This is a genomic window from Brumimicrobium glaciale, from assembly GCF_004152935.1.
GTDB classification, from domain to species: domain Bacteria; phylum Bacteroidota; class Bacteroidia; order Flavobacteriales_D; family Crocinitomicaceae; genus Brumimicrobium; species Brumimicrobium glaciale.
Map to the genome: position 1 here is coordinate 68,887 of NZ_SETE01000009.1, position 26,223 is coordinate 95,109.

At 33.7% G+C, this 26,223-nt stretch carries 21 protein-coding genes; 9 read left to right on the forward strand and 12 right to left on the reverse strand.

Going from position 1 to position 26,223, the window contains the following annotated elements:
* The first annotated feature begins 134 nt into the window (after positions 1-134).
* The 5 genes from ERX46_RS16785 (at position 135) to ERX46_RS16805 (ending at position 6,875) form a co-directional block, all read left to right on the forward strand.
* A complete protein-coding gene (locus ERX46_RS16785) occupies positions 135-698 on the forward strand; it encodes a LemA family protein (protein WP_130095026.1) in 564 nt (187 codons plus the stop codon).
* 19 nt (positions 699-717) lie between these two features.
* Complete coding sequence (locus tag ERX46_RS16790; RefSeq protein WP_130095027.1) at positions 718-1,677, forward strand: M48 family metallopeptidase; 960 nt, start codon at positions 718-720, stop codon at positions 1,675-1,677.
* A gap of 33 nt (positions 1,678-1,710) precedes the next feature.
* Positions 1,711-2,733, forward strand: coding sequence for a helix-turn-helix transcriptional regulator (locus tag ERX46_RS16795; protein ID WP_130095028.1), 1,023 nt, complete (start codon positions 1,711-1,713; stop codon positions 2,731-2,733).
* 290 nt (positions 2,734-3,023) lie between these two features.
* Entirely contained in the window at positions 3,024-4,877 is a 1,854-nt protein-coding gene (locus ERX46_RS16800; protein ID WP_130095029.1) for a T9SS type A sorting domain-containing protein, read from the forward strand.
* 36 nt (positions 4,878-4,913) lie between these two features.
* Positions 4,914-6,875 carry a WG repeat-containing protein gene (locus tag ERX46_RS16805; RefSeq protein ID WP_130095030.1) on the forward strand — a complete coding sequence of 654 codons (1,962 nt, stop codon included), beginning with the start codon at positions 4,914-4,916 and terminating at the stop codon, positions 6,873-6,875.
* Positions 6,876-6,928: 53 nt separating this feature from the next.
* Here the strand turns inward: ERX46_RS16805 and ERX46_RS16810 are convergent, their stop codons facing one another.
* From ERX46_RS16810 to ERX46_RS16850, 8 genes are all read right to left on the reverse strand, one after another.
* Entirely contained in the window at positions 6,929-7,873 is a 945-nt protein-coding gene (locus ERX46_RS16810) for a GNAT family N-acetyltransferase (protein ID WP_130095031.1), read from the reverse strand.
* Between the two features lies 1 nt (position 7,874).
* Positions 7,875-8,693, reverse strand: a complete 819-nt coding sequence (locus ERX46_RS16815) for a 1-acyl-sn-glycerol-3-phosphate acyltransferase (RefSeq protein ID WP_130095032.1) — start codon at positions 8,691-8,693, stop codon at positions 7,875-7,877.
* Positions 8,694-8,726: 33 nt separating this feature from the next.
* Complete coding sequence (locus ERX46_RS16820; RefSeq protein ID WP_130095033.1) at positions 8,727-9,827, reverse strand: SPOR domain-containing protein; 1,101 nt, start codon at positions 9,825-9,827, stop codon at positions 8,727-8,729.
* A 24-nt stretch (positions 9,828-9,851) separates the two neighbouring features.
* A complete protein-coding gene (locus ERX46_RS16825; RefSeq protein ID WP_130095034.1) occupies positions 9,852-10,703 on the reverse strand; it encodes an MBL fold metallo-hydrolase in 852 nt (283 codons plus the stop codon).
* Between the two features lie 229 nt (positions 10,704-10,932).
* Positions 10,933-13,386 (reverse strand): alpha-ketoacid dehydrogenase subunit alpha/beta, encoded by a 2,454-nt coding sequence (locus ERX46_RS16830; protein ID WP_130095035.1) that lies wholly within the window; start codon positions 13,384-13,386, stop codon positions 10,933-10,935.
* A gap of 483 nt (positions 13,387-13,869) precedes the next feature.
* A complete protein-coding gene (locus ERX46_RS16835) occupies positions 13,870-14,187 on the reverse strand; it encodes a hypothetical protein (protein WP_130095036.1) in 318 nt (105 codons plus the stop codon).
* Between the two features lie 471 nt (positions 14,188-14,658).
* Complete coding sequence (locus ERX46_RS16845; RefSeq protein WP_130095037.1) at positions 14,659-15,756, reverse strand: hypothetical protein; 1,098 nt, start codon at positions 15,754-15,756, stop codon at positions 14,659-14,661.
* A gap of 280 nt (positions 15,757-16,036) precedes the next feature.
* A complete protein-coding gene (locus tag ERX46_RS16850; protein WP_130095059.1) occupies positions 16,037-16,927 on the reverse strand; it encodes a 3-hydroxyacyl-CoA dehydrogenase family protein in 891 nt (296 codons plus the stop codon).
* Between the two features lie 271 nt (positions 16,928-17,198).
* Here ERX46_RS16850 and ERX46_RS16855 point away from each other — a divergent pair, with 271 nt between their 5' ends.
* From ERX46_RS16855 to ERX46_RS16870, 4 genes are read left to right on the forward strand one after another with little or no spacing between them, the layout of a single operon-like run.
* Positions 17,199-18,341 carry a glycosyltransferase gene (locus tag ERX46_RS16855; RefSeq protein ID WP_130095038.1) on the forward strand — a complete coding sequence of 381 codons (1,143 nt, stop codon included), beginning with the start codon at positions 17,199-17,201 and terminating at the stop codon, positions 18,339-18,341.
* 11 nt (positions 18,342-18,352) lie between these two features.
* Entirely contained in the window at positions 18,353-19,381 is a 1,029-nt protein-coding gene (locus ERX46_RS16860; RefSeq protein ID WP_130095039.1) for a GHMP family kinase ATP-binding protein, read from the forward strand.
* On the forward strand, positions 19,363-19,947 hold the full coding sequence (locus ERX46_RS16865) for a D-sedoheptulose-7-phosphate isomerase (protein WP_130095040.1): 585 nt from the start codon (positions 19,363-19,365) through the stop codon (positions 19,945-19,947). The genes ERX46_RS16860 and ERX46_RS16865 overlap by 19 nt, the downstream gene beginning before the upstream one ends.
* Positions 19,948-19,965: 18 nt before the next feature.
* Positions 19,966-21,204 (forward strand): HAD-IIIA family hydrolase, encoded by a 1,239-nt coding sequence (locus ERX46_RS16870; RefSeq protein ID WP_130095041.1) that lies wholly within the window; start codon positions 19,966-19,968, stop codon positions 21,202-21,204.
* A 909-nt stretch (positions 21,205-22,113) separates the two neighbouring features.
* Here the strand turns inward: ERX46_RS16870 and ERX46_RS16875 are convergent.
* The 4 genes from ERX46_RS16875 to ERX46_RS16890 all read right to left on the reverse strand — a co-directional run bounded on the left by ERX46_RS16875 (position 22,114) and on the right by ERX46_RS16890 (position 26,149).
* Positions 22,114-23,307: an ABC transporter permease subunit gene (locus tag ERX46_RS16875; protein WP_130095042.1), complete on the reverse strand. Its 1,194-nt coding sequence runs from the start codon at positions 23,305-23,307 to the stop codon at positions 22,114-22,116.
* A gap of 3 nt (positions 23,308-23,310) precedes the next feature.
* On the reverse strand, positions 23,311-24,075 hold the full coding sequence (locus ERX46_RS16880; protein WP_130095043.1) for an ABC transporter ATP-binding protein: 765 nt from the start codon (positions 24,073-24,075) through the stop codon (positions 23,311-23,313).
* Between the two features lie 147 nt (positions 24,076-24,222).
* On the reverse strand, positions 24,223-25,107 hold the full coding sequence (locus ERX46_RS16885) for an alpha/beta hydrolase (protein WP_130095044.1): 885 nt from the start codon (positions 25,105-25,107) through the stop codon (positions 24,223-24,225).
* Positions 25,108-25,648: 541 nt separating this feature from the next.
* The gene (locus tag ERX46_RS16890) at positions 25,649-26,149 is read right to left on the reverse strand and encodes a YehS family protein (protein ID WP_130095045.1); all 501 of its coding nucleotides are present in this window, start codon (positions 26,147-26,149) and stop codon (positions 25,649-25,651) included.
* Positions 26,150-26,223 lie beyond the last annotated feature (74 nt).

Genomic DNA, 26,223 nt, shown 5'->3' on the forward strand with positions numbered 1-26,223 from the left:
TTTGTATCTATAATTGTAATTATTCTTTAAAAAAAGCCACAATAATATCTTGCTACAATTTCACAATATTTTCCAACATTATTACATCCAATCTAAATTATTGTATCTTTATATTAAATTAAAATAAATAGAAAATGAGTGGATTTTGGATTGGTATAATTGCCGTTGTTATTCTAGTGTTTTGGGTTATTGCTATCTACAATGCCCTTGTTAGACTAAGAGAAAATAGAGAAAATGCATTTGCTGATATTGATGTTCAATTAAAGCAACGTCATGATTTGGTTCCGCAATTGGTGAGCTCTGTAAAAGGTTATATGGAACATGAAGCTGGAACATTACAAGCTGTTACGGCGGCAAGGCAAGCAGCGGTTGGAGCATCGACAGTGAATGAGAAAATAGCAGCAGAGAAACAATTAGATTCAGCTTTAAGCGGTTTAAATATTCAAGTGGAAGCTTATCCTGATTTAAAAGCAAGTGCCAACTTTATGCAATTGCAGAATGAATTGTCTGATATTGAAAATAAATTAGCTGCTGTGAGAAGATTCTTTAACTCTTCTACAAAAGAATTGAATGTTTCAGTTCAGAAATTCCCAAATGTTGTTTTCGCTGGAATGTTCGGTTTCAAACAAGAACCAATGTTTGATGTTGGAGAAGCACAACGTGTGGTTATGGACAAAGCTCCAGAGATAAAATTCTAAAAAATAGGCGTGTAAAACTATGAAATATGTAGGACTGCAAGAGCAGATATCTTCAAACAATAGAAAATCAATACTTTTATTAGCGGCCTTTCCTTTACTGGTTTTGGTCATGGTTTTCATATTCTTTTTCGCTATAAATTATACCGAAGAAGGTTTTCCAACTATAGATTTAGTACTAAAGCAATTTTTAAATGCAATTCCTATGGTCTTATTGGCCGTAGGAATTTGGTTTGTCATTGCTTATTTTGCGAATTCTAGCATGATTAATAACGCTGCAAAATCTCATTCTTTATCACGTAAGGAAAATATGGAGGTGTATAACCTTACAGAAAACTTGTGCATGAGTGTGGGAATGAAAATGCCACAATTAAGAATAATAGATGATTCAGCATTAAACGCTTTTGCAAGTGGAATCAATGAAAAAACTTTTACAGTTACATTGACCAGCGGAATAATTGAAAAACTGGATGAGAAAGAATTGGAAGGTGTTATCGCACACGAGTTAATGCACATTCGAAATAGTGATGTGAAATTGTTAATCGTTTCTATCATTTTCGTTGGAATTTTCTCTTTCATTATGCAGGTTGCTTTAAGATCCATTTTATATGGTGGAATGTCTTCAAGACGAAGTAAAGATGATGGAAAAGGTGGTGCTGCAATAATGATTTTAATTGTCGTTTTAGCTGCTTTGGCATATTTCTTATCTATTCTTTTCAAACTGGCATTGAGCAGAAGAAGAGAATATATGGCAGACTCAGGAGCTGCTGAAATGACTAAAAATCCTTTAGGTTTAGCAAGTGCTTTGGAGAAGATCTCAGGAAATCACCATGTTGATAAAATTAAAAGTGCTGATGTTCAACAAATGTTCATTGAAAACACTCCAAAAGATACTTCTGCGAGTTTGTTTGGAGGAGTTAAAGGACTTTTCTCAACACATCCTCCAATTGAAAAGAGAATTCAAATTCTAAAACAATTCTAAAACAATTTTCATTTAGCGATAAAAAATTCATTTATGCCGCACATCAAAAATGCTTTAATCCGTTATAGAATTATTGATAAAGCATTAGGTAATTCTTACAATCCCTATCCATCAAAGCTTGATTTGCGTTACGCTTGTGAGATGGAATTGTATGGTGATACCAATGGTAAACACATATCTGATTCTACGATAGAGAAGGATTTATTTGCGATGCGACAAGAATTAGATGCGCCGATAAAATATTCTAAAATCTACAAAGGATATTATTACGAGAATCCAGATTTTACAATCAATGAAAAACCACTTTCTGAGGACGATATTGCTTCAATTCAATTTGCTTTAAGCACACTTTCTCAATTTAAGGAGACAGAAATGTTTCAAAATTTTGGTTTTGCCTTAAATAAAATCATAGATCGTGTAAATGTAGATTCAGATTCTCGCAATACGGATATCGATATTGATCAGCTAATTCAATTTGAGAAATCTAAAGCGGTTTTAGGAAATGAGTTTTTACAACCCTTACTTTCTGCAATTAAAAATCAACACATAGCTTATTTTACTTACGAAAGTTTTGTTACACAAGTCCGAAAACAAAGGAAAGTAACTCCTTTATTACTTAAGGAATATAATAATCGCTGGTATTTGATTTGCTTTGATTCAGTAAAACAGAAAGTCATTACTTATGCCTTAGATAGAATCTCTGAATTGGAAATCATCGAACAAATGGGAGAGAAGCCGGCCGATTTTAAACCCGATTTATTTTTTAGACATTCCATTGGAATTACCGCCTCATCAGAAGCACGACCAGAAAAAATAGTTTTTATCGCTTCCAATATTGCATCCAAATATATCAACTCTCAACCGTTTCATGAAAGTCAGAAAATCGTTAAAGAGAATGAAGAACAAGCCATATTTGAATTGTTTGCATTAGTTTCTGAAGAATTGATTCGTGAATTATTGAGCTATGGAGGAGATGTTCAAGTTTTACAACCTGATGGATTGAAAAATGAATTGATTAAAAGGATTAGGAAGATGAATGGGAATTATGGATTGTGAAAATCATGTTGGAATATTATTTTTTCCTTGTAGCGACGCAAGGCCGTGCGTCGCTACAAGGAAAAAAAATCGGCGATTATCTGCGTTGTTTGCATCCGCGTAATCCGCGTTCCATTACAGCGCAACAGAAAAATTCCTAGACACCTCGATTTTATCGTTAAATTTTTATCTGAATAATTATTATCAATCTTGCGACAAATTTCATTCATTCACTCAAAACATGATAAAAATATTTTTCTTTTGAACCGATTCAAACTTGAAGTGTACAAGTCGGTATCAAAACAAAAATCATGAAGAATTTAAACAGCTTTTATCTATCCTTCTTTCTATTCATCATACTATTTTCATTTACGGCTGCTGGTCAATCGATCAGTGGAAATATGAATTCCGGAAATATCGCTTCTCTAGGTTATGGAAACGTTGATATTTATAAAGGAAAAGAGAAAATCGCTTCTGTCTTAACAGATCACTTGGGAAATTTCAATGTGAAACTTGATACTGGATATTACCGTGTGGAATTCAAATATGAAGGACACGAGAAATTGGTGAAAAACATTCACGTAAAAGGAGATGAAAAAGATGATTTTGCTTTGGCTACAAAAGATGGCTATATCGCTCCAAGATATGACATGCCAAAAGTCGAATCTACTGAATCTTACAGTTACTCTAAAGAGGAAAAACTAATGTTTGGCGATGCAATCAGAGAGGAAATAAAGGTCGATGCTATCCGAGAAGTGTCCTCTATTTCAATTAAACCTTCCATCACTTCTTTTGATGAACCCCGAGATTCTGATTATAAGAAAAGCGATAAAGATATTAAATCAGGGTCTTTAACAGCGGGAGAAGTCAATGATTTTGCTAAATGGGAAATGTGGAATGATATCGCAGCTAATGAACTTTCAATTTATCAGCAAAAGTGGGATTTATTCTTCTCTGAACGTTATACGGTTCAATTAAAAAATGAAGATGGATTTCCAATTGTTGATGCTTTAGTGCAGTTACTCGACGAAAGTAAAGCTGTTCGTTATGAAAGTCGCACTGATAATACTGGAAAAGCGGAGTTGTGGGGTAAAATGGGATTAACTGATGTTTGGAATAACAATGCAACTGCCCTTGTGTCTCATAATGGAAAATCTCATACTATTCGCCGATTAACGAGCTTTCAAAATGGAGTAAATTCTTTAACTATCAATTCTGACTGTGGCTCTTCAGATATAGTAGATATCGCTTTTGTGGTGGATGCAACAGGTTCAATGGGAGATGAGATTAATTACCTAAAAGCAGAATTGAATCACGTGATTTTCAAATCTAAAAACGATCATCCAGAATTGACTTTTAACTTTGGAAATGTTTTTTACCGTGACAATAGCGATGAATATGTAACACGCCGTCACGATTTCACAGATGTACTTTCTTCTTCCATTGATTTCATTACACAACAAAGTGCTGGTGGAGGAGGAGATTACGAAGAAGCAGTTGAAATTGCCATGAACGAAGCTTTAGATAGCTTGAAATGGAGTGCATCTGCAAGAACACGTATTTTGTTCTTGGTCCTAGATGCGCCACCTCATAACACTCCAGAAATTCGTCAGCAGTTAAAAGACATTGCAAGAAAAGCAGCTTCAAAAGGAATTAGAATTGTTCCATTAGCAGCTAGTGGAATCAGAAAAGATACAGAATATCTTATGCGTTGTTTTGCGTTGGGAACGAATGGAACTTATGCTTTCTTGACCAACCACAGTGGAATTGGTAATAAACACATCGAACCATCAACTGATGAATATGAGGTGGAATTACTCAATGATTTAATGGTTAGAATTATCGATACTTATTCTTTTATTGCAGATTGTGATGAAGAAACAACAATTGATGAAAACCAAGGTCCAGAAGCAAATGATTCTTTGATTACTTTGGATTGGAATGTTTGGCCGAATCCAACACAAGGTGATTTGAACATTAAAGTAAGTGAAGATATCAGTGAATTATTCATTACGGATATCACAGGAAAAATCATGAATCGTTTTACAGATCTTAAGAAAAACCGTGAATTAAAAACAAACATCGCCCAATACGCAAGAGGAATTTACTTGGTGACATTTGCGCATGAAGAGAAAATGTATGTGAAGAAGATTGTTTTGCAGTAGGAGCCAATCAAACATTATAAATTCAAAAATTGAGACATGAAAATATTTTTATTCAGTACTTTACTTTTATGTAGTGGTCTGATCTATTCTCAAATCGAAGAGGTTAGAATGAGCGGTTTAACGATTAAAGAGGCTTTACAATCTAAAATGCCTAAAATGCCGCAATATCCAGATACTGTTTACTATCCATTTTATCAGGGAGTGCAAATGATCGAAGTTGATCATATTGGCTTTAGAGATAAGAAAGTGTATCACTTGGGGCAATCTCAACCTAGAGCAATGTCATATTCTGATATGATTCCAATGTCTTTTGGAAATGAATATTTTTTTAGGGATACTTTAGGATCAATTGTTAAAGCTTTTAATTCTGATCTTGATTTAATTAGCCTAACAAAGCACTTTAGGAAAGTCCCACTAAATTTCAAAAGTAAATTCGCGAACTTCTTTCCTTACCACATTAGTCAAGATTATATATACCAAGGTATTTGGGCATACAGTGGTGATTATTTATTCAATTTTAAAGGTCATTATAAAGTATTTGACAATTCTTCGGGAAAAGTTCCAAACGGCTTTGTTCCATTTGGATTCAATAAAGAATCGGTTAATTTGATGTTCGGTTTAATAGATTCTTTGGGTAGTGTGAAAATACCACTTGAATACAATGAAATTATTCCATGGCATGAAAACCTCATTGTTAGTAAAAATGGAAAATGGGGAATCATAAATTATGATTTGGAAATTATTGTGCCTTTGGTTTACGATAGTTATAGAATTGTTCAAGAAAAGTCTGATTTTTATCCAGACAGAAAATTCGATATTTATTTTTTAAATACTAAGAAAGAGGATAATTACAAGAACCAATATTCTATAGTTGCACTATATAATTCGAGTAATCATAGCTTAATCAAATTAAATGGATATGATGAAATTTTTGACTTCGGTAGATATAAAGATGTTGGGGAGTATGATAATCGAAAAATAAAAGTAAAAAAGAATGGGAAGAAAGGAGTGCTAAATTCATCATTTATAGAAATTGTAGCGCCTCAATATGAAATGTTCAATGATGTGGGAGATTTAATTCAAGTGAACAAGAACGGTAAATTCGGATTCTTAAATAAAAATTATGAAATAGAAATTCCATTAGAATATGATTATGCTCAATATATCGATGATTCAACCTTTTTGGTGTTGAAAAACGGAGCTTTCTATTGTATTAACATTGAAGAGGAAAAGAAGAAAAATGACAACTTAAAACCGAATTGGAAAGTTCAAAATTTTAATGTAGCGATTGATAATTACGTTACTATCCAAGTTGGAGATCACATTGGGGTTTTGAATACTTTAACGAATAGAATGGTTCTACCCATTAGGTATGAGAAAAGTAAACAGATAACTCCAATGTTTTATGAGGATTTTCGCTTAAGAAATGATTCTATTTTTAAACAGAAAAACTTGATTGTTCGAGAGAAGGCCGACATATATGATGAAATTTCATTTAGTGATAATAAAATAATTGTAAAGAATGAGAATGAGCTATTTGGTGTAATAGATAGCTCATTTAATAACATAATTGATTTTAAATATGACAAACTTGAAAGATATCCTCGAAATCCAGAGTATTTAATTTACCTCAAGAATGGTAAGGCTGGTATTATGGATTTTTCAAAGAAGGATATTATTGCTGGAAAATTCAATGAAATTAGAATTGAAAGAGATCGACCTCTTTTTCAAGTGCAAGATAAAGATAAATGGGGAATTGTTAATTTAAGTGGAGATGAAGTTATTGCTTGTCAATATGATTCTATCCGTTTTCTAGGTCATTGGGACAGACCAAAGGAAAATCTTTGGATTGTAAACCGAGGGAAAAAGTATGGCGTTATAAATGATCAAAATGAAATAATGGTTCCGTTTATTTATGATGGAATATCACATTTACATGCAAATAATCTTTGGGTAATGGACAAAGATAAAAAAAGGTATAGCGTGAATTATCGTTAGTAAAAAAACCGACGGTAAAGGCGCAATGCATTGCATCTCTACCGTCGGTTTTTTTACAGATTCAACAATGGCGCAATATGTCTTTCCTTTTTATCTTCATAAATATCAGCAATCGTAACCACAATTCCCGTTTCTTCAACTCCTCCAAAATCTGGATTTACTGCTGTTCCAAATGAACGCATGGTAGGAGAGAGGTGCATGTATATATTCATTAATGGCGGAACATTCTCTCCGTTTTCTCTTACGAAATGTGTCAAAACTTTATAACCTTCTTTAAAGTCTAATCCTTCCAATAGCGCCGTAAATTTGTCTTCATCATAAGATTGTTCTAATGGAAACATTGAAGTCGCCAAACCTTCTTTGTCTGGGAAATATTTCTGTAAGAAGAACAACAAGAAGTCCCTTGATTCCTCATGATAATCTGGGTACATCGTAACTTTACCAAAGAAGTATTTCAGTTTTGGAAAAACCACAGTAAGTGTAGCCAAACCATCCCATAAATTATCTAATGCAAATAATCCTTTTCTTGGATTTACAGAAGGTTGATACATCGGTTGAACCCAACTTCTTCCTAATTCTATTGCGCTAGGAAGAAAATCTCTTTTAAATTGGTCCGAGAAATTAAAGTAATGTGAAGTACTCATTGGAATGAATGCATCTTTATCATCAGGTAAAATGAGTTCACAATTGATAAAACGCAAACCTCCAATTATTTCTTCATCTTCTGGACTCCAAACGATAAGCTGCTCATAGCATTTTTCACAAGTATCATATTGATCAATATCAATCGATTTTTTTGTTCCACCACCAGCAGAACGGAAAGACAATTCTCTTAATCTTCCAATTTCTCTCATTGTATTTGGAGAGTTATGGTGATTCAGGATATAAATTTCATTGTCTCCTTTTCTCGTTACTCGACCATAACGTTCTTTAGTCAATTCACTTTTAATGAGTTCACGATCTACAGGATCTATTATTTTTTCTTCTTTAGCTGACATATCAATCTTTTAATTCGTAGACTTTACCTTTTACATATTGTGCCCATTCATCATGGGACTTGGATTCGTCAAAATCCGCAGCATACAAAGGTTCTCCAAATTTAATTTTAATTTTTTTATTATGTTGTTTATACAGTTCATTCACTAAATATAACATCTCAATATTGGCTTTTACACCTAATTTCTTTCGAATTGAGTACATGTTGTAGAAGAAGTTTGTGAGTTCTCCATCAATATGAACTGGAATAATTGTTTTGTTGTATTTAATTGAACGCGTTACAAATGTTTTTTTCCATTTTAAATCTTCAATTTTTCCGTCGGTTTTTCTACTCACCAATCCAGCTGGAAAAATACACAATAACTCATCTCCTTGAAAAGTTTCATCGACCTTCTTTAAAGATGCAGCAGCATTTCCACCATGTAAATTTACTCCAACAAAAATCGGTTGTAAATTTTCTAAATGCATCAAGACATCATTCACAACGAATTTTACATCTGGACGTTTCTCATGAACTACTGTTACCAAAGCCATAGCATCCATTCCGCCCAAAGGATGATTCATTGCTAGAATAGCTCCACCTTTTTCAGGAACATTCTCTAATCCTTCGTAGTCTAAATTAATGCTGAATTTCTTCATCACAGATAGACAAAATTCTATCGGTGTATCTTTCTTGTGATCATGTACAAATTGATTCACATCTTTTTCTTGAAGAATACGCTGAAGATAGCGTACTATAAATCCAGGTAAAAACTTTAAAAGCTTTGGATTCTTTTCATGAATAACTTTTTTTACATCAATTATTTTCTTTGATTCGCTCATTTCTAAATGAATAGATATGTTTAAATTTTAAAATTAGTTTTTATAAAGCCAAGCTCCTTGCACTTCTTGTCTAACACGTGATAAATCTGAATTTGCAGCTTGGAATGTTGGATAGCTCTGTGCTGCAACAAAATATAATCCTCCTAATTGACTAATTATTTTAGAATCAAAACCCTTTTGTTTGAAATCACTTACCATTTTGTCAGCATATTTCTTCTCTCCAAAACAACCAACCACAATATGATGTTGACCAGTAGATGGTGTTACAGGGGTAATATTTTCTTTGACTGGCTCTTCAACCATTACAGTTTCTTCATCAGGTATAATTTCCTCTTCAGGTACAATTGCTGTTTCTACTTTTTCTTTAACTTCAACTGGTTTTTCTTTTAATGCATCTTTATCACTTTTATTCTTATCAAACATTGTCCAGCCCATGTATTCCTCAACTTTATCTTGATTCATAATGACAAGGGTAGTTCCAGTAATAATAAGAAGAACCAGAAATAGTAAAAACCAAAATAAGAATCCTTTTCTTCGTTTCTTTTCTACAATAATCGTTTGCGGTTCATTTTTAGGAGTTGGAATAGGAGTAGGTTTTACATCCGTATTTTTCTCGATATATACGTTTTTCTTAACTTCAGAGTTATCAGTTGCCTTCTCCTTTGGAGTTGAATCTGCAACGACAACAACCTTTTTAACCGGTTCTTTAGGCTCTTCTTTTTTAACAGGAGTTTCTCTCTCTACCTTTTTTGGTGGAACAACACCTGTTGGAGTTGGAGTAGGTTTACTAGAATTATCAGATTCAGCTTTTCCACCTGCTTTGATATTGCCTTCAAAAATAAAAGAACCATCCTTATCTTTACTGAATTCTCCCAGTTGAAAAATAGAATAAGTTTCTCCTTTATTTAATTGTAATTTTAACTCACGAACAAATTTTGCAACAGTATTTTGTGCTTCTTGTAAATCCATATTAGATTCACTTTTTAATTTGTTGGAAAGTTTTCCATCATCATAACTAAGGTATTCATTAAATGATAATTCCCCAGTTTCCTCATTTGCAATAACTATTGCGCCAAATTTCGGCAAGATAATTTTTGAGTGAAGTAATAATAACTCTTGAATGTATTGATCCATGATAATGTATTAAGTGTTGATATTTTAAAAAAGTTCGTCAAATTTAAACGTTTGATCTAAACGAATTCCTTTTTCTGTCTCTTTTAAAGTACAGCATTCGTTTTCATAATCATGCTCTAAAAATAATATATATTCTTCTCGTGCGGCTTTTATTAAAAACTTTTCCTTTTCATTGAGTGTTAACAAAGGTCTAGTGTCATAACCCATCACAAATGGCAATGGAATATGTCCCACTGAAGGTAGTAAATCGGCCATGAAAACCAAAGTTTTTCCTTTGTAACGAATGTGTGGAATCATTTGACTTTCAGTGTGTCCATCTACAAATAGCAAGTCAATATCCTTAAATACATCTTTACTAAAATCGTCTTTTCTTGTAACGAATTTTAATTGACCAGATTCTTGAATTGGTAAAATATTCTCAGATAGAAACGAAGCTTTTTCTCTTGCATTAGGTTCAGTTGCCCATTTCCAATGCTTTTCTGTACTCCAGAAAGTTGCATTTTTAAATACAGGCTGATAACTATTTTCTCCAATTCTTTCTACAGCTCCTCCACAATGATCGAAGTGCAAATGAGTCAAGAATACATCCGTAATGTCGTCTGGTGAAAACCCTAATTTCTTAAGATTCCCTTTCAAAGAGTCATCACCAAATAAATAATAGTAAGAAAAGAATTTCTCACTTTGCTTATCTCCAATTCCAGTGTCAATCAACATTAGTCTATCTCCATCTTCAATTAACATACTTCGCATTGACCAGCTACACATATTATTTTCATCAGGTTTATTTGTTCTAGACCACAATGTTTTGGGAACAACGCCAAACATTGCACCACCATCTAACTTAAAACTCCCTGTATTTAATGGATATATTTTCATTTTAATATTGACTTTTTTGTGAATATAAGAATTTTGACAATTAAAACAATGATGCTCACGAGTTAAAAGCTAGCAGCAGCATTGTTTTAATATTTAATGCAAAAAAAAGAGCGTTCCATTCGAAACGCTCTTTTTTGTAAATTATGCTTTAACTATTTATTATCGTATCATTTATCTTTCAATTGCGATATAAACTAATTATATGCTGCTACTTGAGAGACCTCTGATACTAGTCCAAAAAAGAAGGAAACTCTTTTGGATCTGCCTCATGCATTAAATTGTATGCAGCCGCGTAGATATCATCGATATTTGGTTTAGAGAAGTAATCTCCATCCGTTCCATAAGCTGGGCGGTGGTCATTTGCACTCACAGTAACAGGCTCGCTGTCCAATAAGTAATATGCTTTTTGCTTCACTAAAATTTGATCTAAAATATAAGCTGATGCTCCACTTGTTACATCTTCGTCAACAATCATTAGACGACTTGTTTTTTCTAATGACTTAGAAATCGCGTGGTCTAAATCGAAAGGCAATAATGTTTGAACGTCAATTAATTCAACGCTAACACCTGCTTTCTCTAATTCTTTGACTGCTTCAGCTGCAATGTTAAATGTAGAACCATAACTCACCATAGTTAAATCGGTTCCTTCTTTAACGATATCAACTTTACCCAATTGAATTCTGTATTCACCTAAATTCGTTGGAACTGCTTCTTTAACACGGTATCCGTTTAAAGGTTCAATTACCAAAGCTGGCTCATCCGCTTCAATTAATAAATTGTACATCCCAGCAGCTTGTGTCATATTCCTAGGAACACAAACATGGATTCCACGAGCAGCGTTAATGATCATTCCCATCGGACTTCCAGAGTGCCAAATACCTTCTAATCGGTGTCCACGGGTACGAATAATAACAGGTGCTTTTTGACCTCCTTTTGTTCTGTACTGTAAAGTTGCTAAATCATCAGAAATTACCTGGATAGCATACAATAAGTAGTCTAAGTATTGAATTTCTGCAATCGGACGAAGTCCACGCATTGCCATTCCAATTCCTGAACCAAGAATAGTGTTTTCACGAATTCCAGTATCAGAAACACGCACTTCACCAAACTTATCTTGCATTCCTTCCATTGATTGGTTTACACCACCAATTTTTCCAGTATCCTCTCCGAATGTGATTACTTCTGGGTGATTTTCAAATAACTTCATAAAGTTATCACGTAAAATCATACGTCCGTCATCCATTTTTTTATCATCACCATAAGTTGGTGCAATTCCTTCAATATTCTCTACTGCATACTTTGAAGCAGAGTGAAGGTGAGAACCATAACGGGCTCTATTTTCTTCTAATTTTCCTTTGTACCAGCTGATTAATTGAGTGCGGGCTGAACCGTTTTCTCCTCTAACCAAACGCAATACTTTATTTAAGGTATTGAACACATCTTTTCTGATTGGTTCAAACGCTTTTTCTAATGTTTCAATTTCTTTGCTGATGAAGTTTCCATTTGAACTTTCACTAGCCACATTCTTCATCAATTGAATAGCCGCATCAAAATCAGCACCTGTTCCTTTTCTAAAGTCGGCCCAAGCAGCTTTCTTTTGATCTAAAACTGTTTTCTTAGCGCTTTTTCCAATTGCATCTAATTCTTCTTCTGTAGCAAGTGTTTCTCCGTTTTCTCCTTTAAAACCAAGGATGAATTCTTTGAATTTTGCAACAGCATCAAAATCCTTCTCCCATTGCAAACGCGCTTCATCTTTATATCTCTCGTGAGATCCAGATGTAGAGTGTCCTTGTGGTTGATTTACTTCTTCAACATGAACCAAAACTGGGATATGTTGCTCACGCGCTATTTTAACAGCTTTTTCGTAAGTTGCACAAAGGTGTGGATAATCCCAACCTTTAGTTTTGAAAATCTCAAATCCTGGTTTATCTTCCGTACGTTGGAATCCAGATAAAGCTTCAGAAATACTTTCTTTTATTGTTTGGAATTTTTTAGAAACAGAAATTCCAAATCCATCATCCCAAACTGACATTACCATTGGTACTTGTAAAACTCCGGCAGCGTTCATCGCTTCCCAGAATTGACCTTCTGATGTACTTGCGTCACCAATTGTACCAAATGCTACTTCATTTCCACCATTTGAAAATGAATTAAATTTTTCTATATTTTTTAAGTCAGCGTGATTACGGTAAACTTTTGATGCTTGTGCTAATCCTAATAATCTAGCCATTTGACCAGCAGTAGGAGAGATGTCAGCAGAACTATTCTTCTGTTCCATCAAGTTTTTCCACTCACCGTTTTCGTCAATGTTACGTGTAGCATAATGCCCACCCATTTGACGACCACCAGAAGCTGGCTCTAATGATTCATCAGTCTCAGCATATAAAGCAGCAAAATATTGTTGAACATTCAATTGGTCAATTGCCATCATGATGGTTTGATCACGGTAATAACCTGATCTAAAATCACCATCTTTAAACTGTTTTGCTAATGCAATTTGTGCGACTTCTTTACCATCACCGAAAATACCAAATTTTGCTTTTCCAGTAAGCACTTCACGTCGACCTAACAAAGAAGCTTCGCGAGAAACACATGCCAATTCATAATCAGCAATTACTTCGTTTTTGAAGCTTTCGAAATCTATTTTATTAGTTTCCTCTTTGAGGACTGTGTTTTTTGACATAAGGTTAAAATTTTAGAGAGCAAAGATAGTTATTCTTTTTCATTATACCAACCGGAATAGGGGGCAAAACAAATGGGGTATTCGTTACAGAAATATGATTGGTCTGAGGAGGTTTTAGGATATTGAAAAGGTAAGAATGATGCTTATAAAAGTAGATTACTCTATGATAAGTTTTAAGTTTTTTCCTAATCCAGCTTCGATGATCCTGCGTAAAGTAGATAATTCAACATCTGTTTTATTATTTTCAACTCTGGAGATATAAAACCTTGTTGTTCCGCTTCTCATGGCTAGTGCTGTAATTCATAAATTCCATCGCTTATTTATTCAATCATATAAATTTCAAAAGGGTTTCATGAGCTTGCTTTGCTGCGGTTCACTCCTCTTTTTCCCTTATACTTCGTTAAAATTTTAAACCGTAACTATGGCTATGCTTGAAAATTTTGCCTTGTCTAAAGAAAAAATTTAAGCACCGTTATTTATGAGTTACAGCACTAGTTGTTCCTGAGTTAATCCAGATTTTAATCTTGCAGATTTAATTAAAGAACCAAATTTGGTTTCATCTGAATCAATTTCTTGACTTAAATCATATAAAACATCTGGACCAATTTCGTAAGGAAGTTTCATTATCTCACCTGCTTCGTTTTCTATTTCTATTACCACATTTGGCCATGATAGCGTAAAGTTTCTCAATTCAACTTTATTAAAAGCGTTTTTACTTAATAGTTTATGTTCAGTGTCCTCTTTAGTAATATTCCAGTCTATAAATATCTTCCTTAAATTCAAGAAGTCTGCTTTCACCATTGTTGAACATGCATTGAATGGTTAGATAATCTACCTTCTCAATTTTAATTATTCTCGGTATTTTAATTTGTTTTTTTCTCATAATCTTGGATTTGATTTTTGAAAAATCCGCATTAAATAATCCTTTTTATTTTCAGCCCAATTTACGACTTTTTTTCTTTGGGATTTGGGAATACTGCCAATATATGTTTCTAATGACTCAATCTCAATTAATTCCTCATATTCGGCTTACAAAACATGAAAATGAGGTGGTGGATGTTCTCTAGAATATATGTCAATCTTAATTGAGTCTATTATTTTAATGGTTGGCATGGTGTTGTTATATGATTACAAACTAAAAACAGTTTTAAATATTCAAATAACCAAGTTTAAAGCATAAATAATTTGTCTCTAAAAACCTATAACTACTTCTGTACTTCCTCTTCTATCTTCTCTTTTTGACTTTAAAATATGAAAAGCTAACACCTTCTTTTATCTTCTTTTCTTTCGCTTCTTACCTCCTTTAATATTAGAGTAATTCTCACCATTTTTCTTTTCTCTCGCTTTTTCAGCGGCTTTTTCTTTTTTATTCTTTCCTTTATTCTTACCTTCTTCAACATCTTCTGGAGTTATGGCTTGATGTCTACCACCACTAATAGCAGAATTAGGATCTTCGGGATTAATCCATTTCTTTTTCATTGGAATTGTTACCACAGAATCAAGTTTTGAATCATAGGCTTTCAATTCAACTCTATCCGATTCCTTTTTGTTAATTGCAATAATGTCTTCTTCTAAATTCCATTGTTTACCGTCCCAACTGTAAGCGTCATAAGACATGTCTGGAATGTAATGAGATCTAAATTCTTTTAATCCTGGTGCTTCTGGTGTTAAGTGATCGAAGATGATTTTATCTCTTTGGGAGTCATATTTCAAAGACATTGTTGTTTTGTTGGCATGCTCAAAAACGACTCTTCTTGCACGGCCTTCCTTGGTGTCGAAGAAAGGATAACCGAAATTGGGTTTGCTTCCAGTGAAATATAAAACGTCGATTAATTTTATAGAACTTACTTGATTATTAGCGTCATAACCTAATAAAGTATAGTACATTCTATTTCTGCGTTCAACATCAATAATTTCATAATACAAAGCGCCATACCAATTTTCATCTGTAACCGTTTCGTCTTTAATCATCATGAAAGGTTGCCTTTGACGTTGCAATTCTGTGATATAAACACGGTCTCGTCTTTCATCTTTTTTCATGATAAAAGAAAAGTAGTTGTGAGATAAATCTTCGTATTGAATATTCCATGTAATTACACGTACCAATTTGTCCTGAGAATGTATTTTTCCAACTGTTTTGAGAGAAATAAACGGAAAATCAAAAGCACCTTCTGTAGCTAAGGCCTTTCCAAATTCTTTTTTAAACTTTTCATTTAGCTTGTTTATTTCCTCATCTCCTTTAGTAGATCTTAACTCATTCAAGATTAAAGAAAGTTCATTTTCTTTTTCACGCAATTGAGCGTCGTTCTTCTGTGAGAACAACGTAAGAGAGAATAAAACGAAAATAAAGAGTAAAACAGTATATTTCATAGTTTGATAACGTTTAAGAAGTGATTTTGTTACACAATGATTGTTCCAATTGTAAATATTCAAGGACTCAAGGATTGAAAAATTCAAATATTAAAAAGCAATCATTATCCGAAGATACAATGTAGGGACGATTAGTAAATCGTCCGTTATCATTGTTCCAATTGTAAATATTCAAAGATTCAAGGATTGAAAAATTCAAATATTAAAAAGCAATCATTATCCGAAGTTACAATGTAGGGACGATTTGTAAATCGTCCGCTGTCATTGTGAAATTTATGTTCTACTTCTTAAAGTTATCAGCAACAATCAAATCCTTCGTCCCATGGCTCCAATCATAAAAACCTTCCCCAGATTTCACTCCTTTTTTACCTGCTGCTACCATGTTTACTAACAATGGACAAGGTGCGTATTTAGGATTTCCTAATCCAGAGTGCAATACTTCCATAATTGCTAAACAAACGTCTAAACCAATAAAGTCAGCTAATTGCAACGGTCCCATTGGGTGTGCCATACCTAATTTCATTACTGTATCGATTTCCTCAACTCCAGCAACTCCTTCGTTTAATGTAATGATTGCTTCGTTAATCATTGGCATTAAAATACGGTTTGCAACGAATCCTGGATAATCGTTTACCTCAACTGGTGTTTTCTTCAATGATCTTGAAGTCTCCATGATTAAATCTGTAACTTCATTAGAAGTAGAATAACCACGAATAATTTCAACCAATTTCATTACAGGAACTGGATTCATAAAGTGCATTCCAATTACTTTGTCTGGACGTGAAGTCACTGCTGCAATTTTCGTAATTGAGATAGAAGAAGTATTTGTTGCTAAAATTGCAGAAGGTTTAGCTGCTTTATCAATTTGTTGGAAGATTTTGAACTTTAAACTTTCATTTTCCGTTGCTGCTTCTACGATTAAATCTGCAGTTTTAACACCTTCTTCTGTTGAAGTAAATGTAGTTAAACGACTTAATGTCGCTGCTTTATCTTCTGCACTAATTTTCTCTTTACTCACCATACGATCAAGGTTTTTCTCAATCGTTGCCATTCCTTTGTCTAAAGATTCTTGTGAGATATCAACTATAGAAACTTCATATCCAAATTGTGCAAAAACGTGAGCAATACCATTCCCCATTGTCCCAGCACCAATAACCGCTACCTTTTTTATCATATCTTTTCTTAATTATTTTCGTGCCATAAAATTAAGGATATTCATTGATTTTTTATGTCTTTAAGATGATAATTCATAAAACAGTAGTGAGTAATCAACAGAGAGTAGTGAGTTTTGAGTAAGGAGTTTACATCAATTCTGTTGTTATCCTACCACATTTCCCCCATATTTTAACCTTTTTCTAAAAAAAAATCATGATGTTTGTCAATGGAGGTATTTCTACAACATTCTCCAAAATATTAAAGCAAATAGTAATTTTTACCTTTCTATGAATATTGTAATTATTGGTTCAGCATATCCTTACCGAGGCGGTTTGTCTGCATATAATGAACGATTGGCAAAAGCTTTTGAAGAGCAAGGCCACACGGTGAAAATTTACACCTTTAGTTTACAGTATCCGAAATTCTTATTCCCAGGTAAAACGCAATATTTAGAAGAGGAGCCGACCTATAAACTCAACATTGTTAGAGCGGTTAATTCTGTAAATCCACTTAATTGGTTGAAGGTGGGGAATGAATTGAAAAAAGCTAAGCCAGATCTTGTAATTTGTAAATATTGGTTGCCTTTTATGGGACCTGCTTTTGGAACTATTTTAAGACAAGCGAAAAAGAACAAGCACACGAAAGTCATTTCAATTCTCGACAATATTATTCCGCATGAATCTCGAATTGGAGATAAGCCATTCACCAAATACTTTGTGAAACCTATTGATGGGTTTGTTGCTATGTCTAAGAAAGTACATGATGATTTATCTTTCTTTGATACCGAAAAGCCTAGTCTGATTTCGCCACATCCTATCTTTGATAACTTTGGAGAAATGGTAACGCGAGAAGTCGCTCTTGAATATCTTAAATTAGATCCAAAGTACAAATACATGTTGTTTTTTGGATTAATTCGAGAGTATAAAGGACTTGATGTATTATTGGAGGCCTTTGCTGAAAAAGCATTAAAGGACAAGAATATTAAATTGATTATTGCTGGGGAATATTACACAGATAAAAAACCATATTTAGAATTGATTGAAAAATATCAATTGGAGGATAAGATAATCCACGTTGAGAAATTCATACAAGATTCAGAGGTGAAATATTACTTCTGTGCTTCGGATTTAGTGGTTCAACCTTATAAAACGGCTACGCAGAGTGGTGTAACACAAATTGCCTATCACTTTAATAAACCAATGATTGTAACAGATGTTGGTGGATTAAAGGAAATGTGTCCAGACGGAAAAGTGGGGTATGTGGTTCCAGTGGATAAATCTTTACTTGCGGAAGCGATTTTGAGGTATTTCAATGAGAATCAGCAAGAACGAATGATAGCGCACATTATAGAAGAGAAAAAGAAATACAGTTGGGAAATTTTAGTTCATAATATCTTCTCATTATACAATAAAATTGAATCAAATCAATAACTTTAAGGACGATGAAATACATAAGTAAAGCCCCTTTTAGAATCGGAATCGCTGGTGGAGGAACAGATGTTTCGCCTTATTCAGATGAATTTGGTGGTGCAGTTTTAAATGCATCAATCGATTTACATGCAACAGTTGTGATCATTCCTAGAACTGATGATAAAGTAATTATCAATGCCATAAATAATGGTGTTCGACACGAATTTAAAGCAACGGAAGTATTAGAAGAAATTTCAGATTTAAAATTGCAAATTGGTGTGTATAATCGCATCGTAAAAGACTTCGTGAAGAAACCTTTGCCTTGTGAGATTATTACTACGATGGATGTTCCAACAGGTTCAGGATTAGGAACTTCTTCGACACTTGTTGTGGCTTGTATTGGAGCTTTTGTGGAGTGGTTAGGTTTGCCTTTAGGTGAATATGATATTGCACAATTGGCTGTTCAAATTGAACGGGAGGATTTGCAAATGGCAGGAGGGAAGCAAGATCAATATGCTGCTACATTCGGTGGAATGAATTTTATGGAATTCTATGAAGACAATAGAGTTGTTGTGAATCCACTGCGAATTAAATCTCAGGTTTTAAGAGATCTCGAATTTCATCTTTTGCTGTTTTATACAGAAACACAAAGGGAATCTTCAAGTATAATTGATATTCAACGTTCTAATTTCGAAAAGAAAGGATCTGACGCTATTTTGGCTTCACATCAATTAAAGGAACAAGCCTACAAAATGAAAGAAGCAATTCTGAAAGGAAATCTATCGAAAATAGAAGAGCCTTTGCAAGTGAGTTGGGAAAATAAAAAGAAACTAGCAAGCGGAATTTCAAACGATGCAATCAATACGATTTACGACACAGCAATTGAAGCTGGAGCAACTGGAGGGAAAATTTCAGGAGCTGGTGGTGGAGGATTTATGATTTTCTACTGTCCGTTCAATAGTCGCTTCAATGTGATTAAAGCATTGGGAGATATTGGTGTTAAATGGCAACGTTACCGCTTTCAAAATAATGGATTAGAATCATGGACAAGTCAACAATAAAAAATAATTTAAAAGCATCAATCGAAGTCAAACAAAAACTGTTTGACGATAATTCAATGGTTGAAAAAATTGCAGATTTATCAGATAAAATCATTGAAGTCTACAAGAAAGACGGAAAAGTTTTATTCTGCGGAAATGGTGGTTCAGCTGCCGATGCACAACATTTAGCTGCCGAGTTTTCTGGTAGATACTACTATGATCGTCCACCGTTATTTTCTGAAGCTTTGCATGTGAATACTTCTTACATGACAGCCGTAGCAAACGATTATTCGTATGATGTTGTCTACGAACGATTGATAAAAGCCATGGGGAGAAAAGGTGATGTATTAATTGCATTGTCTACTTCTGGAAATTCTACAAACGTAATTAACGCATTAATTCAAGCCAACAAAGCAGGAATGTTGACAGTTGGTTTCACTGGAGAAAGCGGCGGTAAAATGAAAGAACATTGTGATATTCTCATTAATGTTCCTTCTACAAATACTCCACGTATTCAAGAGTGTCACATGTTAATTGGACATTCAATTTGTGAAATAGTAGAACAAGGACTTTTTCCGCAAGATTAAAATTAAACAATTCGATTTATGGAGGCAATTATTTTAGCAGGAGGCTTAGGAACGCGTTTAAAAAATGTTTCAAAACAAATGCCGAAGTCTATGGCTTTAATTCAAGAGAAACCATTTTTGGAGTATCAAATGGATTTATTGATTGCACAAGGTGTGAAAAGCTTCGTTCTTTCAATTGGCTATAAATCTGAACAAATTCAAGAACATTTTAAGGATTCTTACAAGAATTGCAATGTTCTATACGCGATTGAAAAAGAGCTATTAGGAACTGGAGGAGCGATTAAAAATGCGATGCGTTTTACAAATAGCGAAAATGTTGTTGTTGCGAATGGTGATTCTCTCGTGGTGACTGACCTTCAAAAACAACTGCAATTTCATATAGAGAACAAGGCAGATGTTACCTTGGCGTTGAAAAGAATGAAAAATTTCGAACGCTACGGAACGGTAAAATTAGATGAGCAATCGAGGATTACAAATTTCATTGAAAAACAACCAATCTCGGAAGGTATAATTAATGCTGGACTCTATATTTTCAATGTAAAATCTTATACCGAAAGAGAATGGCCACAAAAATTCTCTGTTGAAAAAGATTATTTCGAAGCCTGTGTGAATGATGCTAAAATGCTTGGATTCTTAATGAATGGCTACTTTTTAGATATAGGAATTCCATCTGATTTCCAAAAAGCACAAACTGAAATTGGCTCCTTCTTTAAAATTGACAAATCATGGACTTTGTTTTTGGACAGAGACGGCGTAATCAATAAGAAAAGGGACAATGATTATGTCAAAAACCTCGATGAACTAGAATTCTTACCGGGAGCTTTGAAAGCCATTTCAACATTGAACAAATACTTTCATAAAATATTCATCGTAACCAATCAACAGGGCATAGGCAAAGGTTTAATGTCCGTTGAAGATTTAAAAGTTGTACACGACAAAGTTGTTTCAAGTGTAAAAGAGAACGGTGGAAACATAGATGAAGTTTATTTCGCGCCGGACTTAGCAAGTGCAGCTAATCAATTGAGAAAACCCAATATCGGAATGGCTGAAAAGGCAAAATCAGATTTTCCAAGTGTTGAATTTCATAAATCTATCATGGTAGGAGATTCTTTAAGTGATATGGAATTTGGAAAGAATGCAGGAATGGTGAATGTTTATATAAGTGAAGTGGGGAGTGAAGAATACTATTCGTGTAAATCTCTTATAGATTTTGCAAGTTTAATTGATGCCATTTTTGAATCGGAAAGATTAGTATAGAAGCGGGTTTTATGATTTTTTAAGTACATATTAGACCATTTTCCCGACGTCAGGAAAATGGTATAGAAATTATTTGAATTTGAATATTATTTCAGATAATCTATAAGTGAGTTTTTATATATTTCATCCATTCATTGAATTATTTTTTAAGTTGTCTTTGGCTCATTAAATTTAGCGTGGTCATGGTTTTTTTGAATTAAAAACACCAGATTAGACCATTTTCCCGACGTCAGGAAAATGGTATTGAAATTATTTGAATTTGAATATTATTTCAGATAATCTATAAATGAGTTTTTATAGATTTGACCCATTGATTGAATTATTTTTTAAGTTGTCTTTGGCTCATTAAATTTAGCGTGGTAATGGTTTTTTTGAATTAAAAACACCGGATTAGACCATTTTCCCGACGTCAGGAAAATGGTATAGAAATTATTTGAATTTGAATATTATTTCAGATAATCTATAAGTGAGTTTTTATAGATTTGACCCATTGATTGAATTATCTTTTAAGTTATCTTTGGCTCATTAAATTTAGCGTGGTCATGTTTTTTTTGAATTAAAAACACCAGATTAGACCATTTTCCCGACGTCAGGAAAATGGTATAGAAATTAATTGAATTTGAATATTATTTCAGATAATCTATAAGTGAGTTTTTATATATTTCATCCCTTCATTGAATTATTTTTTAAGTTGTCTTTGGCTCATTAAATTTAGCGTGGTCATGGTTTTTTTGAATTAAAAACATCAGATTAGACCATTTTCCCGACGTCAGGAAAATGGTCTAAAGAATGGCTGAATTGCATGATGTTAATAAGAATTTAGCCAAAAAAAAAAGCACAGCCTAAGCCATGCTTCCAAAAATAAAATATCTATCAATCAAACGAGGATAGCGATTTTCTAATCTACCCCTAACTAATAATATTACTTTCCTTACCAAACCTCTTATAAGAAAACAATACTGAAATCGCCGCTACAGCAACCATCACCAAATAACTGATGACCAACAATATTGGATCTATCGTTCCAGCAACTATTTCTTTGGTGGCTAAAACGATATTTACGATCGGAATAAATGCTGTGGTGTAATCCAATTCAATGTTGGGCAACATTCCAACGAATGCAGGAAGTAGAATGATGAAATTAACAGGCGTTAAAACACTTTGTGCTTCTTTGAATGACTTCGCATAAATCGTTGCTGGTATTATAATACCTGCGAAGAAAATCGTTAAAGGCAAGAGTAAAACCAATAATCCTAAGATAAATTGTGGAGTTAATATTCCATCAATAACGGCACTTAACCCTGGAATGTTAACGATGTTGAATAGGCGTAAACCTGCGAACATTCCAACAAGCGCAAATACCGCCGCCGCTATTCCAGAAAGTGAAATAACCATCATTTTACCAATAAGGATTTTCCAACGGGGAACAGGAGTTGTCAAAAGTGTTTCCAGTGTTTTTCTCTCTTTTTCACCGGTAAATAAATCAATGGCTGGATACATACAACCGATGAAACCAAAGATGATGAAGAGATAGGGGAGGAAGCCACCAGCGATTTTACCAATTACCTCTTTTTTACTTGAAATATCGATGTATTGATCATCAATCGGATCTATGAGTTGCTTGTCTAAGTTTAATCTTTCAAATCTTTCCTGCAGCAATGTATTTTCAATTATTGCAAGATAGTCTTTAACACGGTCTTTGTTTCCGAGATTAACTCCTTTGTGGTAGACTTGAATTGTAGATTGTAGATTTGAATCTTGGTCTTGATCAAAGCTCGCTGGAATAATAAATGCCAATTGAATAGAATCAATACTGATTTCTTTCTTTAAGCCAACTGTGTCTTGACGGAAAATTAAATCTTTGGGCCCTAAAGAATCAGGAATCGCAGAAAGTCTTTGCGTAAATTGATTGTCTGTAGCTTCTGAAACTACAGCGATTTTTAAGACTTCCTCTTTTTGTTTATCGTCAAAGTATTTGGTCACCGTAGTGGATAAAGCTAAAAGTATTGGGAAGACCAAAACAGGAACAACAATCATTGCGATAATCGTTCTGCGATCACGCAAAGTGTCTTTTAATTCTTTTTTAAATATTGTAAATATCATGGCTTAATTATTTTCGTTGATTACACGGATAAACTCTGCAGTTAAACTATTGGTTTGCATATTCTCACGGAATTCATGCATACTGCTTCTGTGAACAATTGTTCCTTTGTGGATAATCGCTAAATCATCACATAACAAATCTACTTCACTCATAATGTGAGAAGAGAAGATGACTGTTTTTCCTTGTGTTTTACAATCGCTGATCAATTTTATGATGTTTTCGGCAGTGATAACATCCAAACCACTTGTTGGTTCATCAAAAATCACCACTTTAGGATCATGAATCATTGTTCTTGCAATCGAAACTTTTTGTTTCATTCCAGTGCTCAATCTTCCGATACGCTTGTCTTGGAAATCATGCATTCCCAATAAAGTGTACAAATTTTCTTTGCGTTCTTCATAATCTTCTCTAGAAACTCCATAAAGTTTAGAGAAATATTCTATGATTTCATTGGCAGTTAAACGTTCGTACAATCCTGTTGAACCTGTCAAAAAACCAATGTCTTTCTTGGCTTCGTTAGGATTTTTCTGAATATCTATTCCGTTTATTCTAATGGAACCTGATGTAGGTTTTAAAATTCCAGCCAACATGCGGAGCGTTGTGGTTTTCCCAGCTCCATTTGGTCCCAACAATGAAAAAATGCGTCCTGGTTGGCATTCAAAGCTGACATCATCAACAGCCAATGCTACTTTATCTTTAGTATTGTTTTCCTTTTGCTGTTTTTTGGTTAATTCGAACTCCTTGCGTATGTTCTCTACTTGAATCATAAGTTTGTATATAAGGTAATAATCTTGTTATTTGTCATTTTAAAAATCTGAGCTAAAATAAGGTTTTTGTTTTGATTGAGGATTTTGTTTTAGGGAAAATGAAAAGTGAAAAGTTGAAAATGAAAAATGATAAAATATTTCTAGAGATTATTTGATCATTTTTTGAATCTTTTCAGCAATTTCTTCATGATACAATCTCGGTCCGCAGATATGACATCCATCAATCTCATAAAACTCCTTAGGTTCATTCGCGTGATCATAAATTTTTCTTCCCAATGCAATCGGAATTACATCATCTTCACTGCTATGAATTATAAGCACTGGTTTGTGAAAGTTTTGGATGGATTCCAAAGCACTATATTGTTCTTGAACGAATAGTTTACCAAAAAATCCAGCGGTTTCTTTTCCAATATCTTTATGAGAAGAAAATGCTCCTTCAATTACGATACCATCAACTAAATCCTGATTTTGTTCACCCACGACAGCTGCTAGATGACCACCCAAAGATTGACCATAAATCACAAGGTTAGTGTTTTTTATATCTGGTCGAGAAACCAAATGTTTTAATGCTGAATTTCCATCCATTAATACATTTTTTCTTGTTGCTTTTCCTTCTGAGAATCCAAATCCGCTGTAATCAATGATGAAAATTTGAAAACCATAATCTAGCAAAGGAGATAAAGCTCTGTATTGCTCAATTATAAATCCGGCATTTCCGTGAAAATGGAGTAGTGTAGTCTCCGCTTTTTGAGTTTTAGATTTAATCATCCAACCATTCAGCATATTGCCGTTATCACTTTCGAATTTTACACTTTCGATAGTATAACTCAAATCAATAATATCGTTATTTGGTCTGCGAAAAGTAGGCTGAAAATTTATGAAGTCAATATAAATTATCGTCGTATCAGTTGGCGTATTGATGGTTAAGTTTTTTGCTTCAGCAGGAATTTGTGTTGGATATAAAAACATGCTATCGAAGCTGCAAGAGGAGAGTAGCAAAAAGACTAAAGTTATTAAGGAAATTAATTTCATGAGTTTTTATTCTAAATTCTGGAAAGAATATAATGCATAAGATACTAAATTAAGCTTTAATTGTTGTTAAGTTGTTGGAAATGTGATGAGTAATTTACGCCCAAATCTTCTTACTCTATATTTTCCAACATCATCTTGATCTTCTCAGCAATTTCTTCATTATATAATCTCGATCCACAGATATGACAGCCCTCAATTTCGAAAAATTCTTTAGGTTGATTTGCATTATTGTAAATCTTTTGCCCCATTTCAAAAGGAATAACATCATCTTCTTTACTGTGAATAATTAGGGAAGGTTTATGGAAATCTCTCTCCTTCTCTTTTTTTCTTCTTTGCGAATCATATTCGACAAGCTCAGTGCATCGCAATGCAACGCTCAGCTAACCTCTGCGTCACCTTTCTCTCTCCTTCTCTTTTTTTCTTCTTTGCGAATCTCTGCTCCTCTGCGAATCTCCGCGTAATCCTTTCTTCCTTTCTTCCTTCCCCTCTCTAAGAAAATTCAGCGAATCACCACCTAATCCAACAATTCATAATTCAACACTCATAATTCATCATTAACCTTCCCTTCCTTCTCTTTAACCGCTCCTTCTCTATATTTCAACTGCATTCCATATAAAAAATTCCTCAAAAACTGGTCATTACATTTTCTATACTGTCTTTGTGTTGGTTTACGAAAGAATGCACTCAATTCATGCTTACTCACTCTCATATTCGCTAAATCCAAAATTCTTAAAATCTCAACATCATCAATATTCAATGCGATTTTTAGTTTTCTAAATATAATATTGTTGTTCAAATTGTCTTCTGGACGCATTGGTGGACCTTCTTTTTTTCCACGTTTTTCATTGATGAAACCATTGAGGAAAGTCGCCAATTCCTTATCTTCCATTTTGACGTAAGAATCTTCTTCTTCTTTTTTCAACCAGTCACAAACTTGAGAGCGAGTTGCTTCCATTCCTGCAGAGGCAAATAATGCCATCATATCATCGTCACTGTATTCAAAAGCGTAGCGTATTTGGCGTAAAATATCGTTGTTTGTCATGTTTGTTTATTTTGTAATTATTGTGATCAATATAAAATTATAAAAAACGCTTTTAAACGTAATTATATATCTTT

Coding starts and splice junctions, on each gene's coding strand:
- ERX46_RS16830 (WP_130095035.1), bottom strand. CDS start 13,386: ATGTCAAAAAACACAGTCCTCAAAGAGGAAACTAATAAAATAGATTTC.
- ERX46_RS16865 (WP_130095040.1), top strand. CDS start 19,363: ATGGACAAGTCAACAATAAAAAATAATTTAAAAGCATCAATCGAAGTC.
- ERX46_RS16795 (WP_130095028.1), top strand. CDS start 1,711: ATGCCGCACATCAAAAATGCTTTAATCCGTTATAGAATTATTGATAAA.
- ERX46_RS16800 (WP_130095029.1), top strand. CDS start 3,024: ATGAAGAATTTAAACAGCTTTTATCTATCCTTCTTTCTATTCATCATA.
- ERX46_RS16885 (WP_130095044.1), bottom strand. CDS start 25,107: ATGAAATTAATTTCCTTAATAACTTTAGTCTTTTTGCTACTCTCCTCT.
- ERX46_RS16790 (WP_130095027.1), top strand. CDS start 718: ATGAAATATGTAGGACTGCAAGAGCAGATATCTTCAAACAATAGAAAA.
- ERX46_RS16805 (WP_130095030.1), top strand. CDS start 4,914: ATGAAAATATTTTTATTCAGTACTTTACTTTTATGTAGTGGTCTGATC.
- ERX46_RS16875 (WP_130095042.1), bottom strand. CDS start 23,307: ATGATATTTACAATATTTAAAAAAGAATTAAAAGACACTTTGCGTGAT.
- ERX46_RS16810 (WP_130095031.1), bottom strand. CDS start 7,873: ATGTCAGCTAAAGAAGAAAAAATAATAGATCCTGTAGATCGTGAACTC.
- ERX46_RS16860 (WP_130095039.1), top strand. CDS start 18,353: ATGAAATACATAAGTAAAGCCCCTTTTAGAATCGGAATCGCTGGTGGA.
- ERX46_RS16825 (WP_130095034.1), bottom strand. CDS start 10,703: ATGAAAATATATCCATTAAATACAGGGAGTTTTAAGTTAGATGGTGGT.
- ERX46_RS16820 (WP_130095033.1), bottom strand. CDS start 9,827: ATGGATCAATACATTCAAGAGTTATTATTACTTCACTCAAAAATTATC.
- ERX46_RS16855 (WP_130095038.1), top strand. CDS start 17,199: ATGAATATTGTAATTATTGGTTCAGCATATCCTTACCGAGGCGGTTTG.
- ERX46_RS16785 (WP_130095026.1), top strand. CDS start 135: ATGAGTGGATTTTGGATTGGTATAATTGCCGTTGTTATTCTAGTGTTT.
- ERX46_RS16845 (WP_130095037.1), bottom strand. CDS start 15,756: ATGAAATATACTGTTTTACTCTTTATTTTCGTTTTATTCTCTCTTACG.
- ERX46_RS16870 (WP_130095041.1), top strand. CDS start 19,966: ATGGAGGCAATTATTTTAGCAGGAGGCTTAGGAACGCGTTTAAAAAAT.
- ERX46_RS16890 (WP_130095045.1), bottom strand. CDS start 26,149: ATGACAAACAACGATATTTTACGCCAAATACGCTACGCTTTTGAATAC.
- ERX46_RS16835 (WP_130095036.1), bottom strand. CDS start 14,187: ATGGTGAAAGCAGACTTCTTGAATTTAAGGAAGATATTTATAGACTGG.
- ERX46_RS16815 (WP_130095032.1), bottom strand. CDS start 8,693: ATGAGCGAATCAAAGAAAATAATTGATGTAAAAAAAGTTATTCATGAA.
- ERX46_RS16880 (WP_130095043.1), bottom strand. CDS start 24,075: ATGATTCAAGTAGAGAACATACGCAAGGAGTTCGAATTAACCAAAAAA.